Source organism: Synechococcus sp. OH2 (assembly GCF_047462155.1).
In the GTDB taxonomy this organism is placed as follows: Bacteria; Cyanobacteriota; Cyanobacteriia; order Thermostichales; family Thermostichaceae; genus Thermostichus.
On record NZ_JANSIR010000057.1, the window covers coordinates 13221 to 26811 of the forward strand.

A 13591-nucleotide genomic window follows, 5' to 3' on the forward strand; every position below is an offset into this window, starting at 1 on the left:
TTTTAACACGTTCAGCTCTTCCTGCAGCAGCACCGAGAGCAAGTTGCTGTTGGTGGCCACTTCCGACACTTGGGCAATGGGATCCAACCGCACGCGCTTGACCATCGTTCCTCCTCCGTTACATCCCTTAACGCTAGCTTGCCTACGAGCAGGAAGGGGCTGCCATCTGCCTCTTGCCTGTATCCTTTTCTACTTCTGTTGGCAGGTCGAGCGGAGGAGGAGCAAGCTGGACAGGCTAGAGTGGATCCTGCCCCTGGCTTAGAGTCTTCTGGGGTTCGGCCCCAGCTTTTGCTGGCATGAGTTCTCCAATCATCCAGTGGTATCCCGGCCACGTGGCCAAGGCCATTGGCCAATTGCGGGAACAACTGCAGCGGGTGGATGTGGTCATTGAGGTTTTGGACGCGCGGATCCCGCTGGCCAGTCGCCATCCCGATCTAGACAAGTGGCTGGGGCACAAGCCGCGCCTTTTGGCGCTTAACCGAGCCGATGCCATCGAGGCCAGGGATCTCAGAGCTTGGCAGGAGTATTTTTCCCAGCAAGGGATCCCTGTCTATCCCACCAATGGCCAATCGGGAGAGGGGGTGCCTCGCCTCAAGCAAGCCATCTTACAGCTGGGGCAGTCGGTAAACGAGCGGCGCCAGCAGCGGGGCATGCGGCCGCGGGCCATCCGGGCAGTGGTGGTGGGCTTTCCCAATGTGGGCAAGTCTGCCCTCCTGAATCGACTTTTGGGACGGCGGGCCGCCGAGAGTGCCGCGCGCCCTGGGGTAACCCGGCAACTGCAGTGGGTGCGGCTGGGAGGGGAGCTGGATTTGCTAGACTCACCGGGCATCCTCCCGCCTTCGCTGCCGGATCAACGGGCAGCCACGCTGCTGGCCATCTGCGATGACATCGGCGCAGCCGCCTACGACCCTGAGCGCGTGGCGGCCTACTTCGTGGAACAACTGCTGCAGGTGCAGCCCCAGGCCCAAGTCCTCCTGCAACGGCGCTACGGCTGGCCCGACCCGATCCCTCCTGGCAGCGTAGCCATCCAGGAGCTGGCCCAACGGCGCTACCGAGGCGATACCGAGCGAGCAGCAAGGCAAATTCTCAACGACTATCGCAAGGGTTGGCTAGGGCCTCTGGCTTTGCAACTCCCTCCCACCTCCTAGCACTCTGGCAGGAGGCTAGCTCCACCAGATCTTGGTATGTATATCTTGCTACGGAATGCTGTAGGGTAAGTGATAGGATAGGTGTAGAACGTTAACTCCAATTAGCTTTTTCCCCACGGTTAGGGGCGGGCTTAGCATCAGCGGCCCGTCTTTGCTGCATTTTTTCGCAGCTTTTTCCCTTAACCTGCCTGCAGCCAGGTCGAGGATAAGCTGTAAGGAACTTCGGTGATCGATACTATAGGTAGCAGTTAAACCATCCTTCTTGTCAGGTTCCCATGGGTCAGCCTGCTGTGGCCACCAGTTTAGAAGGAGGCTTTGACCTAAATAGCCTTGATTTTGAGGTGCCGGGATGGCTGCGGGCTTTGCTTTCAGGCGCTGAAGATCTCGGCGATGGGCTGCGATCCTACACGGCCGAAGAGGCGGATTTGCTGCGCCGAGCCTTCGAGTTTGCCTACTGCTTGCACAAGGGCCAAAAGCGGAAATCAGGGGATCCCTACATCGCCCACCCAGTGGCCGTGGCCAGCCTGCTGCGGGAGCTGGGGGGCGATGCCGTTACTGTAGCTGCTGGCCTTCTGCACGATGTTGTGGAAGATACGGAAGTTACCCTGGAGGCCCTAGAGGCCGAGTTTGGCCCTGAGGTTCGCCTGCTGGTGGAGGGGGTAACCAAGCTTTCTAAGTTTAATTTCTCCAGCAAAACCGAGCAGCAAGCGGAAAACTTCCGCCGCATGTTTGTGGCCATGGCCAAAGACATTCGGGTCATTGTGGTCAAGCTGGCGGATCGCCTGCACAACATGCGCACGCTGCAATATCTACCCCCCCACAAGCAAAAACAGATTGCAGCCGAAACTATGGAGATCTTTGCCCCCTTGGCCAACCGGCTGGGGATCTGGCATTTCAAGTGGGAACTGGAAGACTTGGCCTTTAAGTACCTGGACCACGAAGCCTATCGCCAGATCCAAGAGCTGGTCAACGCCAAGCGCAGTGAGCGAGAGGCAGAGATCCAAGCGTTTATTGAAGAGCTGCGCAAGCACCTCATTCAAGCGGGGCTAGAGCACTTTGAGATTAGCGGGCGGCCCAAGCACCTGTACGGCATCTACCGCAAGATGCAGCAGCAGCGCAAGGAATTTCACGAGATCTACGATCTCCTGGCGGTGCGGGTTATCGTGCAAACCGTGAGTGAATGCTACCGGGTGCTGGCGGTTGTTCACAACTGTTTTCGCCCCATTCCAGGTCGTTTCAAAGACTACATTGGTCTCCCCAAGGCCAACCGCTACCAATCTTTGCATACGGCTGTGATTGGCCTACAGGGCCGACCGGTGGAAGTGCAGATCCGCACCGAAGAGATGCACCGTGTGGCGGAATACGGCATTGCCGCCCACTGGAAGTACAAAGAAGCCGGCAGCACCCCCGTAAAGCCCGAGGAAGAGCGCTTTACCTGGCTGCGGCAACTGTTGGAGTGGCAAAACGACCTCAAGGACGACAAAGAATACCTGGACACTATTCGCGAGAACCTATTTGAGAGCGAGGTTTACGTCTTCACGCCCAAAGGAGACTTGCTGGCCCTGCCCCAGGGATCCTGCCCGGTGGACTTTGCCTATCGCATTCACTCCGAAATTGGGGATCACTGCGCTGGGGCGCGGGTAAACAACAAGATTGTGCCTTTGGATACCCGCCTGCGCAACGGCGACATTGTGCAGATCATCACCCACAAAAATGCCCACCCCAGCCTGGACTGGATTAATTTTGTCGCCACCAGTTCAGCCCGCAACCGCATTCGCCAGTGGTTTAAGCGCTCCAATCGCGAGCAAAATATTGCCCGCGGCCGGCAGTTGCTGGAGCGGGAGCTGGGCAAAACGGGGTTCGATGCGCTGCTCAAGTCAGAGCGCATGCAAAAGGTTGCCGAGAAGCTCAACTATAGCAGCGTGGAGGATTTGCTGGCGGCGCTGGGCTATGGAGAGGTAACCCCCACACAGGTAATCCATCGGCTGCAGGAGGTAAGCAAGCCAGCCGTCTCTCCCCCACCCGAGGAGGGATCCCTTGAGAAAGCCAAGCTGCTGCTGCCGCGGGCCGATGGGGGCCGAGGTTCTAGCCGATCCCAATCTCCCATCCTAGGGGTGGAGGGCCTGAAGCACCAGTTGGCCAAATGCTGCAACCCGCTGCCAGGGGATCCCATCCTGGGCGTGGTCACCCGCTTCAAGGGCATCACCATTCATCATCGCGACTGTCCGCGGGTGGCTCAAGTTCCGGGCGATCGACTCGTGCCAGTGCGCTGGAATGAGGAGCAACTGCGGCAGAGCACCCAGATCTACCCCGTGGAACTGCGCCTGGAGGTCATTGACCGCGTTGGCGTGCTGCGGGACATCCTCTCCCGTCTCTCGGATCAAAGCATCAATGTGCGCAATGCTAGGGTGCAGACTTTTGCCAACCGCACGGCCCTAATCGATCTCTGTATTGATGTGCGGGACAAAAAACAGCTCGACCAAGTTCAGAGTCAATTGCGCCAGCTCTCGGATGTGCTGGTGTTGCGCTCCCGCCACTACCAGAACGGATCCCGCTGAAGAACTTCTAGGTTCTTTTTTTCGCTGGTTAGAGAGGAGGCGCCCATATTAGGATGATTGGGATGGGTAACCAATCTGAGCGGAGGATCCCGGTATGTCAGCAGCACAAGGTGGGCATTTTGCCCAATTAGGACAGCGGCTCTCTGGGGTGTTGTTACTGCTCTGTGTTTGCCTCAGCTTGCTCACCAGTGCCTGCTCCGCAGGCTCCAACCTGCGCGCCTACAGGGATCCTGGCGGGGCCTTTGCCTTTGCCTATCCCAACGGCATGGTGGCGGTGAACTTGGGGCCAGGGAAAGGGCCAGCGGTACTTCTGCGCGACTTGGTGTACGAGACGGAGAACGTCAGCCTGATGATCGCCCCCTTTGACAAGGGAGAGACGATCGCCGACCTGGGTGGCCCGGATGAGGTGGGGCAATTGGTGGCGGAGAAGATCATCGCCCCCGCCGGATCCGGTCGCTCGACCCAGTTGTTGGCGGCCGAAGCTTTTGAGCGGCAAGGCCAGCCTTACTACCTGTTTGAATACCAAACTGACCTGGGATCCCAGCTCCGCCACGAGATAGTGACGGTAACCGTGCGCCACCATCGCCTCTATACTCTGACGGCCTCCACCCAAGAATCCCGCTGGCCCCAGGTGCAGGCCGCCTTCAGGAATGTGGGCCGTTCTCTGAATGTTTCCTGAAGCTTTTCCTTAGAAGATTTTCTCAAGGGGTTGAACCGGGCGGGTGGACTTGGGCAAGTTAAAGCTGAGCCTTCCCGATGGAGTTGCCTGCCGATCCCGGCTGAGGCATCTGGTGCTAAAACGTTAATGTTTTAAACCTGCAGAGATGGACTCCTATCCCCCTTCTCTATGACCGTATACGTGGTTCAGATCAGTGACCTGCATCTGTTTGCCAAGCCGCACCAGCGACTGCTGGGGGTGGACACGGAAACCTCTTTTCTGCAGGTGCAAAAGGCGATTGCCGCCTTGGATCCCTTGCCCGATCTGCTGCTGCTCACTGGGGATCTCGCCCAAGATGGCAGCGCCGCCGCCTACGCCCGTTTGCGAGAGCATCTGCAGGCTCTTCCCATCGACACCTATTGGCTGGCGGGGAACCACGATCGCCTTCATAACATGAACTCAGAGCTCCGCGCCGAGCGAGTACACGGGGAGAAAAGCTTCAGTCGAGAGAACTGGAGCTTCATTTTATTGAACTCTCTGGTGCCGGGCAAAGACAGCGGCTACCTAACGGATCGCACCTTGCTGTGGCTCCGCCAAGAGCTGCAGCGCAGCCAGGCTGCCCAGAACCATGTTCTCTTGGCCCTGCATCACCCCCCTTTTTCGGTAGGTTCCGATTGGCTGGATCAAAGCGCCCTGCAGCAGCCAGAGCGGCTGTTTCAGGTCTTGGACGAGTTCGACCACATCCGCTTGGTGATCTTTGGCCACATTCATCAAGAGCTGCACTGCCGCCGCCAGGGGGTTGATTACTTGGCCTGCCCCTCCACCTGTGTGCAATTTTGCCCCAAGAGCTCTCGGTTTAGCCTGGACGTGATCCCTCCGGCCCTAAGGCAGATATGGCTGGAGCCGGATGGCAGCTTCAAAACCCAGGTGCAGCGGGTGGAAGCCGCCTTGCAAACGCCCAACCTAGCCCTGAAAGGGTACTGAGCGGCCATCCCTGGAAAGCCCCTCCAAGCTACCCTAGCTTCTCAGCGGGCAGAAGTCTGCCCGGACTATTTGTCGCCATTCCTTGCGAGGCAATGGAGAGAACGCTGGCAGAAATTAATCGGCGCATTGCCCAAGGCCAGGTGCGGGTGTGGACGGCCCTAGAGGCCAAAGCCAAGCTGGCCACCCTGGGCATTGAGCAGGCTTTTGAGCAGGTGGATGTGGTAACCACCGGTACCTTTGAGCCAATGGAGTCGTCAGGGGCAATCCTCAACCTGGGCCATACGGATCCGCCCATTAAGATTCGCCAAGCCTGGTTGAACGGGGTGCCAGCCTATGCCGGCTTTGGGGCTGTCGATCTCTACATTGGGGCGGCCCAGCCCAGTGAGCAAGCCGAGCACCCCTATGGAGGCGGCCACGTCATCGCCGATCTGGTGGCCGGCAAGCGGGTGCACCTGCGGGCCATTGGCCAGGTAACCGACTGCTATCCCCGGGCCGACTACGAGACCACTCTGACGCGGGATCAGCTCAACCAGTTCTACTTGTTCAACCCTCGCAACGCTTACCAAAACTTCATTGTCGGCGTCAACGGTGGGGATCGGCCCTTGTACACCTATTTGGGCCTGTTGGAACCCAACCTGGGCAATGCCGTCTATTCCAACCCAGGTGAGCTCTCCCCCCTCCTCAACGACCCCCTCCTGCGCCGGGTGGGGATCGGCAGCCGCATCTTCCTAGGAGGGGGCACCGGCTATGTAGCTTGGGAAGGCACCCAACACTTCCCGCGGCAAAAACGGCTGCCCAACCAAACCCCCATTGGCCCAGCAGCCACCTTGGCCCTCATTGGTGACGCCAAACAGATGCAAGCGGAATGGGTGCGGGGCTGCTACTTCCGCAACTACGGCCCCAGCTTGATGTTGGGGGTGGGGATCCCCATCCCCATCCTCTCCCCTGCCGATCTGGAGTCCATTGCTGTCCGGGATGAGGAACTGGTGGCGCCGGTGATCGACTTTTCTATCCCCCGGCGGGTGCGGCCCACCTTTGGCCTGGTGAGCTATGCCCAGCTCAAATCCGGCCACATCACCCTCAACGGCCGCAAGGTGCGCACTGCTCCCCTGGCCAGCCTGCGCCGCTCAATGCAAGTTGCCGAGATCCTTAAACAGTGGATTGTCAGCGGCCAGTTTACTCTCACCCAGCCGGTTGCCCCTCTGCCCCTGGATCGGGAGTTGCTCGCCCAGAACCCTCATTCATAAAGGGCTCCCCATCTCCAAGACTGGCCATTGGATCCGAATCCCTTGCAAGGGGTTGTCTTCCAGGGAGTTGCCGCTACCATTACGCCCTAGGGAAGAAGGGGATCGCAAGGGGGAGAAGATGAGGTTCCGGCGTATTGCTTTTGGCTCGGCGGTGTTGGGATGGCTCCTGGCCCTGCCCGTCCTTCCTGGCCACGGATCGGGGGAGCGGCGAGTGGTGCCCGACACCCCCTTCTACTTCGACAACCACTATTTCGATCGCTACCCCGCGGCAGTGGTGGTGAGGGTGGTGAATGGCGACACGCTGGTGGTGCAAATCGAAGGGGAGCAGAAACTGCGCCTAATCCGCTTGGCCGGCATCCAGGGCCTCCGCCCAGAGGAGGATCCCTTTTATCAGCAAGCTACTGAGCTGATGCGCGAGCGCATCCTCCGCCGCACCGTCAAGCTGGAAGGGGATAAGCTGCTGCGCAACGTCGATGCCACCGGCCTGGTGGAGGCCTACGTCTGGTTGGAGGGCCAGCAGATGAACGCCATGCTCGTGCGCAACGGCCTGGCCCGCATCATCCCCTACAGCCACAACATCAAATACGACAGCTACTTCCGCGGCCTGGAAAAGAAAGCTCGCCAAGAGCGCCTTGGCATTTGGAGCCGTCTCTGATGTCTTGGATAGCTCTAGACTGGACTTACCGAGCGCTCAGATACCCCTGCCTTGAGGGTCAAATCCACTCCAGCTTCCCAGGATCCCAATCGCTGGGTGAGGCGGTTGCCTTTGGTAACCGGCCTTTTGGGCAGCACCCTCCTGGTCATTAACCGGCTGGCGTTTACGCCGGAGTTGCTGGCCAGCCAGTCCCGCTCTGATGCCTTAGGGATCCTCCTCAGCGCCATTCTGATCTTGACCGGCCTGCTGTGGCAGCAGATCCAGCCCCGTCCCCCCCAGGCATCTACCCTACAGGGGAGTCCAGGCTGTGACTGGGATCCGGATCTTTCCGAGAGGGAAAAACTGGAGCTGGCCTGGGCCTCCCACACGCTCCTTAGCACCACTGCTGCCCGCACAGTAGTGATCTGGGTGGAGGGGCGCACCCTCCTGCAGCGGGGGATCCTGGCCAGCCCCGGCCAGTTGCCCTCCATCCGGCCCCAGAGCGTCTTGCAGCGGGTGTTGCAGACCGGACGGCCCGTCTATCTGGTGGATTTGAAACTGTTCCCGGCCCGCGCCGAGTTCGAGGGCCTGCTGCCCCCCGGATCCCAGGCGGTTCTCTGCCAGCCCATTGGCCAAAAGGGATGCCTCATCTTGGGCAGCGACACCCCCCGCAGCTTCAGCCGCCAGGAGCAAGCCTGGATTGCCGCCATTGCCGACAAACTAGAAACCCTGTTTGCCTAGCTCCCCTCTCCCAAAGGGAGAGGGGCTGGGGGTGAGGGGGAGGCTAAGCAGCGCTCTCCAGGCTCACCTGAAACACCTCGCTAAAGGCCTTCTCGACCTTGTAGCCGGAGTCAATGGTTTCCAGAGGATCCTTGCGCAGGCGGTGGCGCAAACACAAGCTGATGACCCGGCGAATATCGGCAACAGTCACTTCAGTACGCCCTTCCAGAGCTGCCAGCGCTTTGGCCGCGCGGTTGGTGACGATATCTCCCCGCAGCCCGTCTATTTCCAAAGCTGCACACACCCCAGAGATCTTCAGGCGCAAGTCGGGATCCACCCCCACAGCGGGCAACAGGTGTTGTGCTTTTTCAATCCGTTCCCGCAGGCGTTGCTGGGCCTCGGCGTATTTGGCCAAGAAGGCCTGCGGATCGGTGTCGAACTGGCTACGCTCTTCGACGATCTGTACCCGCAGGGCCGGATCCCGCACCGTTTCGATGCGCACGAACATGCCGAAGCGATCCAAGAGTTGGGGCCGCAATTCTCCCTCTTCGGGGTTGCCGGATCCCACCAGGACAAAGCGGGCCGGGTGGCGAATGGAAATGCCTTCGCGCTCGACTGTGTTCCAGCCGGAGGCCGCCGCATCCAGCAAGACATCCACCAAGTGGTCGTCCAGAAGGTTCACCTCATCCACGTAGAGGATGCCGCGGTTGGCTTTGGCCAACAGCCCCGGCTCAAAGGCCTTCACCCCCTGGGAGAGAGCGCGCTCGATGTCGAGAGTGCCGCAGACCCGGTCTTCCGTGGCCCCCAAGGGCAGATCCACCATCGGCACCTGGATCCAGGTGGTTTCTAGGGTTTCTCCCGCCTGCAGTCGCTCCCACACCTGATCGCTCATGAGGTCTCGCTGCCGCGGGTGGCTGTTGAAGGGATCCCCTTTGACGACCTCGATCTGGGGCAGGAGATCGGCTAAGGCGCGGATGGTGGTGGATTTGCCCGTGCCCCGATCCCCCATGATCAGCACGCCGCCGATGCGGGGATCGATGACGTTGAGGAGCAGAGCCAACTTCATCTCCTCTTGGCCGACGATGGCGGTAAACGGGAAAACCGGGCGACGTTCCAAGTTCATAGAGGCAACAACGAGCATCTACCCCATTATCCCAAAGGCTCTTCCCTTTCGGGCTGTTTGATGCTCTAACAGGAACCTCAAGGCCGCTTTTGGGTCAAATAGAGAAGCAAGCTCTGGGATCCCTGGCTTTGCGTGGGGAAGACCAGATAGCATCAGAGCCTACACGGTTGGCTGGGAGTGGGTTGAATCTGGGTAACAGCGAAAGCTACACCAAAAGAAAGGGGCTCCCAAAAGCACCGGCAACCCCAGAGAGAGTTCGTTATTGGGTGGGGAGATAGCAGCGGTGTCAGGTCAAGCAAGTCGGAGACGATGGACGGCATTCTCGATGCCCAGCGTGGCCCAAAAAGGGCTGGTGGGCCTGATCTGGGTCTGCACCTCGATCCCGGTATTGACCGTTTCTCTGGCCGTAGCCCAAACTGCCGCCACCTCTCTAGTTTTGACCGATGAACAGGTCGCCAAGTATGCCCGCATCGTCCTGGAGATGGAGCCGCACCGACAAGAGGCCCAGCAGCGCTCCCAGGCCACCGCGGATCCGGCCAGCAAAGATCAAATCCGGCGGGAGTTCATTCGCACCGCCACCGAGATCATCACCCGCCACGGCATGACCGTGCCTGAATACAACCGCATCACCCTGTTGATTCGCTCCGAAGAAGGCAGAGACCTCCAACAGCGCATCGAAGCCGAAATCCTGCGCCTGCAAAGCGCGGATCCCAGGGAAAGTCCGAAGCCCTAATCTCTCCCCATTGAGGCAGGCCAGGCAAGGTGGATGTGACTGGAGGCAGGAGATAACGATAGGCTGGATGCGAAAGTCGGTGTTCAGCCAGTCGAGCAGGGGAGAAAGATGAACGAGCCTATGTCGCCGTCAGTACGGGCGGCTGTCGAGCGGATGAAGTCTCGCTTACGCATGACTCGCCGTTTCGGGTTCTGGTTTCAGGCGGTTTTGGGAGCAACGGCCCTGTTGCTCTGGCTGGGGTTTTTAATCGGCCAAAATACCGTCTACCGGGATGACTCGCTGGGGGCTGTGATCGCCTTTTGGTTCACTCTGTTCACACTTCTAACCCTAGGGGCGGGCCTATTCTTCAACTGGCGCTACCTGCTCCATGCCGAGCGCCGCTCAGCCTCTGCCGATGCCTTGAGCCAGTTGGATCTGCCTAGGCAGTTGCAGTTGGTCACCTACGTCAGCCTAATCGGGGCTTTCCTTGCCCTCATCGGCATGGAGGCGCAGGTGGGCGAGCTGTTGGCGCGTATGTTTGCCCGCACCCAGGCTAACCAGGTAACAGGGGTGCTGCTGCTGGCTGCCAACATCAACGTGACGTTTGCCCACTTTGTTTGCTTGGCAGGGGTACTCTGGATTACCGGCGTCCTCGACCGCGAGCCTTAACCCCTGAGCCGCACCGCCACCGGCGACCGACCCCAAATCCCCCAGCAAGGGAGAAGTTAGAGGTCGCCGCAACTTAATTGCCACTTGGTTGTTTAAGGATCAGGATAGAGGAACGGTGCCCCAGCCTGAGTGAGATCTCCATGACGACTAGAGAGCCCCTCAACCAGAGGAAGAGGGGCAGCGGAAAGCAGCGGAGAAATCTGTTCTAAAGACTTCACTTGAAGCCCACTGCCGCCTGCCAAACAAAAGCCAGCAAAAAGAACAAAACAGGGATGATGGGCAGAATGTCGATCAGGGGATCGAACAGCTCATAGCCTTCTGGCAAAGCAGCCAGGAGCATCATTGCAGACATAGCAACAAACCTCGGGGGGAAGGAAGTGAAGTTGAAAAAACTGCTCTTTTCAGGATTGATAGAGAGTTTAACATTGCCGGGCGGAGATTCTCGCTAAAGTCAAGAAATGTAAACGGAAAATGCTTTAGAGAACCCCCATATTGGAGAGGCCCAGGATCACTCCCACGCCCAGCAGATGGCCGAAGCTGGCAACTCCCAACACTTCCGGCCAGCTCATCCCCAACACAGGCCCTGTTTCTGAAGCCACACCCGAAGAGGACTTGAAGCTTAAGTAGGCCAGCCCTGTGCAGAGCAGGATAATCACCGCGCTCAGGGGAGACCAAGGGCTGGTTTGGGCAGTCATGGCCAATGGCGCAACAACGGGCAGCATGGTTTTCCTCCTCAGCTTGGGTTAACCGCACCCTAGATTACCCCCATTCCGCAACTCCCAAGGGGATCCCCACATGAATTGCAACAGAGGCCGCAACAAAACCTCACACTGTAGTCTTTCTGGCTTCAGGGCCTGTTTACTCTTCGCCGGGATCCCTGTCTGTCGCAACCGGCCTGGATGGACTGGAGTTGGCAAGAAAAATCCGGCCGGGTTCAACGAGGGGGGCGTCTCTCTGCCGTATACTAACGAAAGTTAACAAATCGATCTCTTCCCCTGCTTTTCGAGGTGATGAACTGGCTCTGTTGCCTTGATCCATCCTCCCCGTCTGCACTGTGCACACCCAAGGATGGCTGCCGATGACTGCTGCTGCGACTTCGCAACCGGATCCCAAGCCTTTCACGTTACCCCGTGAGCTGTTGGGGCCGCCGCCAGAATTTTGGAATCCCACCCTGCTGATGTTTTTGGCAGCAGTGGCGCTTTCGGCCTCTTGCTTTGGCGGGTACGCCTTTTGGCATTGGCCCAGGTGGCTGGTGTTTTGGCTCAACTTTGTCGCCCTCTATGTTTTGGGCACGGTGATCCACGATGCCTCTCACGGCTCTGCCCACCGCAACCGCTTTTTGAACGAGGCGCTGGGTCACGGCTCTGCCTTGTTGCAGGGCTTTGTCTATCCTGTCTTTAAGCGGGTTCACATGCAACACCACGCCCACGTCAACCATCCCGAAGACGATCCCGATCACTACGTTTCCACGGGAGGCCCGCTATGGCTGATCGCACCGCGCTTTTTCTACCATGAGGTGTTTTTCTTTAAGCGGCAGCTCTGGCGCAAAGGCCGCTGGGATCTGTTGGAATGGGGCCTAAGTCGGCTGGTGGTGATCCTAACGTTTGCGCTGGCCATTCACTTTGGCTACACCGACTACATCATGAACTACTGGCTGCCCCCTGCTTTTATCATGGGCTTCCTGTTGGGCTTGTTTTTCGACTATCTACCCCATCGTCCTTTTCAGTCTCAGGAGCGGTGGTACAACGCCAGGGTTTACCCCGGCTGGCTGACCAATATTCTGCTGCTGGGGCAAAACTATCACCTGATCCACCACCTCTGGCCCTCGGTTCCTTGGTACAAGTATCAGGCGGCCTACTGGGTGGCTAAGCCGGAGTTGGATGCGCGCAACTGCCACCAGACGCTGGGCATTTGGCAGAAGGGCGAGTTTTGGAGCTTTGTCTACGACGCGCTGATTGGCCTCCACTGGCACAAGCCCGCTCCTGAGGGGACCTCAGCCGAGTTTGCAACAACGCCATCCCTTGCTGATCCCCAGCTTGGCGAAGAGGCCGATTGAGATGGTCTTGCCGACGCTGCGGATCCCTCAGTTGCTGCTGTTTGTGGAGGCGGCCAGCTTGCTGCAGGACTCCAGCCAGGCCCTGTTACAGGCTGGTCAGGCGACGGCGGATTTGCCGGAGGTGATCGCGGAAGCGCGGGGGCGAGCTGAAGCTCAGTTACAGTTCCTTGGGATCCCGGCAGAGTTGCGGGCGCAGGTGCGAGGGATTCTGAGGTTGACCTCGCTGCCGCAGGTGCTGGCCTACCTGCAGGATTTGTTGGACGCGGGATCCGGCCCCGATTTGGAGGCTTTCCTGAACCAGGCAGGATCCGCCTCTACTCTGTTGCGCTTTCCGCCGCTGCTGCTGGGAGCGGTGACACTGCAGGTGCTGCTGGAGCGGCTGGATTTTTCCCCTGCAGAACAAGCGGTGCTGCAGGCGCAACGAGCCCAGTGGGAACAGGCCCTGGCCGAACTAGCCACCAGCCATGGGGTTTCCCTAGAGCCGCTGCGGGCTGTTGCCGAGAGGGCGCTGCAGGCTGTCTCGACGGAGGAGCTGCTGCAACTGGGCCAGGATCTGGCTCAAGATCTCGAGGATTGGGGGGCTCTGGGCGCCACCGAGGTTGAGGGGGAAACCGAGCCTCAGGTGGAGCTGGCGGGGCCTCTGGTGTTCCTGATGGTGGCCGATCACCTGTTGGCCCAGACAGAGTATCCCCTCACCCCCGATCAACGGCTGGATCTGCAGACCAATCGCGCCGAGGCAGAGAGCCGCCTCGCGGCCATGCAAAAGCTGGGCCGCCTTGAGAACTTGGCGGAGCAACGGGCCTACATCCAGGCTTGGATCGCGCAGACTGCGGTTCCCGATCTGCTACAGGCTCTGGATCGCTGGTTTACTCCCTCTGAGGTTGACCCCTAAGGTTCATCAGAGGCAGGACCGAGGCTCGCTATGCTTGATGCTGTAATGCTGAGGCAAGCGGATCCCACGCAAGGGAGGAGGTGGGAAGGTGGACTAGGGCAGCCTGTTCTGGCTCTTTCTGATCTTCAGCTCATTGCAGCCCCTTATGAACTACCCCACCGCGCAGGCGGGTGGGGTTTCCTCACCCGCT

General features: G+C 59.3%; 14 protein-coding genes. 11 read left to right on the forward strand and 3 right to left on the reverse strand.

Annotated features, from left to right (window positions below):
- Nucleotides 1–296: 296 nt before the first annotated feature.
- The 7 genes from ylqF to NW835_RS04615 all read left to right on the forward strand — a co-directional run bounded on the left by ylqF (nucleotide 297) and on the right by NW835_RS04615 (nucleotide 7970).
- Nucleotides 297–1148 (forward strand): ribosome biogenesis GTPase YlqF, encoded by an 852-nt coding sequence (gene ylqF, locus NW835_RS04585; protein WP_414414634.1) that lies wholly within the window; start codon nucleotides 297–299, stop codon nucleotides 1146–1148.
- A 275-nt stretch (nucleotides 1149–1423) separates the two neighbouring features.
- Complete coding sequence (locus NW835_RS04590; RefSeq protein WP_414365911.1) at nucleotides 1424–3706, forward strand: RelA/SpoT family protein; 2283 nt, start codon at nucleotides 1424–1426, stop codon at nucleotides 3704–3706.
- Nucleotides 3707–3800: 94 nt separating this feature from the next.
- Nucleotides 3801–4385: a photosystem II reaction center PsbP gene (gene psbP, locus NW835_RS04595; protein ID WP_414376370.1), complete on the forward strand. Its 585-nt coding sequence runs from the start codon at nucleotides 3801–3803 to the stop codon at nucleotides 4383–4385.
- A 168-nt stretch (nucleotides 4386–4553) separates the two neighbouring features.
- Entirely contained in the window at nucleotides 4554–5348 is a 795-nt protein-coding gene (gene cpdA / locus NW835_RS04600) for a 3',5'-cyclic-AMP phosphodiesterase (protein ID WP_414365909.1), read from the forward strand.
- Nucleotides 5349–5440: 92 nt separating this feature from the next.
- A complete protein-coding gene (locus NW835_RS04605) occupies nucleotides 5441–6595 on the forward strand; it encodes a homocysteine biosynthesis protein (RefSeq protein WP_414386216.1) in 1155 nt (384 codons plus the stop codon).
- A 118-nt stretch (nucleotides 6596–6713) separates the two neighbouring features.
- On the forward strand, nucleotides 6714–7250 hold the full coding sequence (locus NW835_RS04610) for a thermonuclease family protein (RefSeq protein ID WP_414365907.1): 537 nt from the start codon (nucleotides 6714–6716) through the stop codon (nucleotides 7248–7250).
- Between the two features lie 96 nt (nucleotides 7251–7346).
- On the forward strand, nucleotides 7347–7970 hold the full coding sequence (locus NW835_RS04615; RefSeq protein ID WP_414365906.1) for a cofactor assembly of complex C subunit B: 624 nt from the start codon (nucleotides 7347–7349) through the stop codon (nucleotides 7968–7970).
- Nucleotides 7971–8013: 43 nt separating this feature from the next.
- On the opposite strand, the gene bchI is transcribed toward NW835_RS04615, so the two are convergent.
- On the reverse strand, nucleotides 8014–9090 hold the full coding sequence (bchI, locus tag NW835_RS04620; protein WP_414365905.1) for a magnesium chelatase ATPase subunit I: 1077 nt from the start codon (nucleotides 9088–9090) through the stop codon (nucleotides 8014–8016).
- A 307-nt stretch (nucleotides 9091–9397) separates the two neighbouring features.
- Here bchI and NW835_RS04625 point away from each other — a divergent pair, with 307 nt between their 5' ends.
- Nucleotides 9398–9805 (forward strand): DUF4168 domain-containing protein, encoded by a 408-nt coding sequence (locus tag NW835_RS04625; protein WP_414414635.1) that lies wholly within the window; start codon nucleotides 9398–9400, stop codon nucleotides 9803–9805.
- A gap of 108 nt (nucleotides 9806–9913) precedes the next feature.
- Nucleotides 9914–10453 (forward strand): DUF3611 family protein, encoded by a 540-nt coding sequence (locus NW835_RS04630; protein WP_414414636.1) that lies wholly within the window; start codon nucleotides 9914–9916, stop codon nucleotides 10451–10453.
- 214 nt (nucleotides 10454–10667) lie between these two features.
- Here the strand turns inward: NW835_RS04630 and NW835_RS04635 are convergent, their stop codons facing one another.
- Together NW835_RS04635 and psaK are read right to left on the reverse strand one after the other, a co-directional pair.
- On the reverse strand, nucleotides 10668–10805 hold the full coding sequence (locus tag NW835_RS04635; protein WP_414372686.1) for a photosystem II reaction center protein K: 138 nt from the start codon (nucleotides 10803–10805) through the stop codon (nucleotides 10668–10670).
- 124 nt (nucleotides 10806–10929) lie between these two features.
- Complete coding sequence (gene psaK, locus NW835_RS04640) at nucleotides 10930–11175, reverse strand: photosystem I reaction center subunit PsaK (RefSeq protein WP_414378711.1); 246 nt, start codon at nucleotides 11173–11175, stop codon at nucleotides 10930–10932.
- 356 nt (nucleotides 11176–11531) lie between these two features.
- Here psaK and NW835_RS04645 point away from each other — a divergent pair, with 356 nt between their 5' ends.
- Complete coding sequence (locus tag NW835_RS04645) at nucleotides 11532–12509, forward strand: fatty acid desaturase (protein WP_414414637.1); 978 nt, start codon at nucleotides 11532–11534, stop codon at nucleotides 12507–12509.
- A 1-nt stretch (nucleotide 12510) separates the two neighbouring features.
- On the forward strand, nucleotides 12511–13401 hold the full coding sequence (locus NW835_RS04650) for a hypothetical protein (RefSeq protein ID WP_414414638.1): 891 nt from the start codon (nucleotides 12511–12513) through the stop codon (nucleotides 13399–13401).
- The last annotated feature ends 190 nt before the right edge of the window (nucleotides 13402–13591 follow it).